Annotated in this window: 1 protein-coding gene; it reads right to left on the bottom strand. The window is 49.6% G+C overall.

The window, feature by feature from the left end; all coding sequences use genetic code 11:
* The coding region (mutL, locus tag R7Q48_RS30840; RefSeq protein ID WP_318134219.1) for a DNA mismatch repair endonuclease MutL at nt 1-524 on the bottom strand (524 nt) is incomplete at both ends.

The following is a 524-nucleotide window of genomic DNA, read 5'->3' as shown; positions in this document are numbered from 1 at the left end:
CGGGGTGGTGATCCAACCATGCAACTTGAGACCTTGATGCTCAAGCTCAATACGAAGCATATTACGCACAAATGCATTACCACACACCGCCGCTATGCGCTTTTCGGTTTGCAGTTGATTCTTAGCCGCACGGTACTGGCGGATCACTTTGCCGTTATGACGAACGTTGATCGAGACATCAAAGCGGCTCAGTGCAATGCGTTTTAACAGCTCGTCAATGTGAGCAAATTCCGTTTTTTCGGTACGCAGAAACTTACGGCGTGCAGGAGTATTGAAAAACAAATCCAGCACTTCAACCGTGGTACCAATGGGATGGGCAGCAGGCTGCAATTTGACCTGCATATCACGCCCTTCCGAATATGCACTCCACGCTTCTTCTTGCGCAGCTGGGCGAGAGGTTAATGTAAGACGAGAGACGGAACTGATACTCGCCAATGCCTCTCCACGAAAGCCCAAGCTCATGATCGCTTCTAAATCATCTAAGGTATGGATTTTAGACGGTGCATGACGACTGAGTGCCAGCC

This window comes from Vibrio sp. 378, from assembly GCF_033339435.1.
The sequence above is the reverse complement of the archived record's forward strand: the minus strand, read 5'-3'. Positions and strand labels throughout refer to the sequence as shown.